The organism is Priestia sp. P5_B4, from assembly GCF_056400385.1.
This window is the reverse complement of sequence record NZ_JBFULJ010000633.1, coordinates 1-2,243: the sequence shown is the minus strand read 5'-3', so window position 1 is coordinate 2,243 and position 2,243 is coordinate 1. Positions and strand designations below refer to the sequence as shown.

Genomic DNA, 2,243 nt, shown 5'->3' with positions numbered 1-2,243 from the left:
CTGCCGGGGTGGTGGAATTGGCAGACACACAGGACTTAAAATCCTGCGGTAGGTGACTACCGTGCCGGTTCAAGTCCGGCCCTCGGCACCATTTATAATTTTAACTTGCCTTTTTTATTTTGCCGATGTGGCGGAATTGGCAGACGCGCACRACTCAAAATCGTGTTCCTTCGGGAGTGTCGGTTCGACCCCGACCATCGGTACTTTAGCTTTACCAATACATAATAGTAATTAACTTTGAATATACCGTAATATCAACGTTCTTCACAGTAGTGGAGGACGTTTTTTTGTGTTCTTAACAGTACAGCCTGTTTTATCTGTATCACTTCTAATCGTGTGAACAAATTATTATGAACCTATTAGGAGGAAACAGTCATGGCTAGACGTAAGAATGTTTTAAGTGATGCTGAACTTTCTATAATACGTAAAAGTAAGAAATCGTATGTAGAAACCTTTAAAGAAGCAGTTGATCTATTCGTAAAAGACTGTGATTTACGTAATTTAAGACCGTATACCATCAAATACTACTGCAATGAAATAAATGCCTTTTTAAACCTTCTTTCAGAACAAGGAATAGACACTAATCTTTTAAAGCCTTACAACGTTACAGAAGAACATATTAAAGAAAACGTAATTCTTTATATGCGTAACTATAAAGGCTTGAAGATAGTGTCTATCAATACACGTCTACGTGCTTTACGTGCCTTGTTTAACTTCCTTCATAAACATAAGCATATTTCTAAAAATCCAATGGAAAATACAAAGCTGTTAAAAGACCGTAAGCGAATCATTCCCACGTTTACTAAAGAACAACTTAATAAATTATTACGGCAACCAGACCTTAAAACGTTTGTAGGTGTTCGTGATTATACAATTATGCTGTTGTTTCTAGAGACTGGTATTCGTGTAAATGAATTAGTTGGACTGTCACTAGCTGATATACGTTGGGAAGATAATTTAATGGTCATTCGCAACGCCAAAAGCTATAGAGAACGTCTAGTACCTATTCAGAAAGAAATGAAGCACCAATTAAAGAAATACATTGCTATTCGTGGCTATGTAGAAACTGATAGCTTATTTGTCACTATAGACGAAACTTCTCTTACAAGACGTGCAATACAGCAACGAATTGAGAGATACGGAGTAAGTGCAAAGATTAAAGGTGTAAGATGCAGCTGTCATACATTTAGGCACACGTTCGCTAAACTGAGTGTTCAACAGGGGGCTAATATTTTTGAATTACAAACTATCTTAGGACATACCAGCATGGAAGTAGTGAAAACATACGTGAATCTATTTGGTACGGATGTAAGAGACAGTCATCAAAAGTTTTCACCTTTGAAACTAATTGATAAACGATTATAAACAAAAAAGCCACCTACTGCGAATAGGTGACTCAAAGAGTTAAATGCTTTCACTGGACGTTAAACAATTCTAATCAGCAATCACTAAAACTAAATAACGAACAGTTAATTCCCTTTCATTTTATCAAAAAAATTTTATAATGCAAGGTTTCTTAAGTGCTGTCTTTTTTAGACTCTGTTCCAACGTGGAAAGCCAAATAACACGTTGTTAAAATAAACTTGATAGGTTATGACTTAGCCGATGCAATAATTAAGTCTAGGATGCATATAACAGTTCTCTGTTGCTGTTGCATCTGAAAGGTGAAAGCTACCTTAGTGCTGTCGTTAGGAAGGGTGTGCAACTACGGTTGCGTAGGACAAGCTATAAGTATTTATTTCTTTTCTAAGTCCTCTAAAACAATGAGGTAAGGATTAAGTAATTGAAAAGCCAAAGCGTAAAATTACAGGATGATGAAACTGTCAGGGACATCTGAAACAGTAAGCTTGTTATGTGGAAACGCTAGCGATAACAGAGATAATACATACACGGATACCTTAATTCGATACACCATGGTGTGCAAAGTATTAATTCGCCTACTACTTACATTGACATTTTATTTTTGTCTTTGTAGGTAGGCAATTTATAGCCAAGCCGTGTTCCTTATTCTCAATCCATGTTGGCAAAACCAAAGAAAATATACAAGCATTATAACAAAAGTAAGCTAGTGTGCTTAACAAATATTGGATGATATATGTTATCCTTCATTGAGGAGGAATCTAACATGGAGAAGGATAAAGAAAAGCAAAAAAGACAACAAGAAGAATTAATGAAAAAAGTATATATAGAATTAATGCAAATCAGTGGTGAAGTAGAAGAATTAAACAAAATCAGGCTAAATG

General features: G+C 35.6%; 1 protein-coding gene and 2 tRNA genes. All 3 read left to right on the top strand.

The annotated features are described in order from the left end of the window. Nucleotides 1-2: 2 nt before the first annotated feature. Nucleotides 3-91, top strand: a tRNA-Leu gene (locus AC1DRF_RS23980). Between the two features lie 30 nt (nt 92-121). After that, nucleotides 122-203, top strand: a tRNA-Leu gene (locus tag AC1DRF_RS23975). 172 nt (nt 204-375) lie between these two features. Next, entirely contained in the window at nt 376-1,365 is a 990-nt protein-coding gene (locus tag AC1DRF_RS23970; RefSeq protein WP_477741871.1) for a tyrosine-type recombinase/integrase, read from the top strand. Nucleotides 1,366-2,243 lie beyond the last annotated feature (878 nt).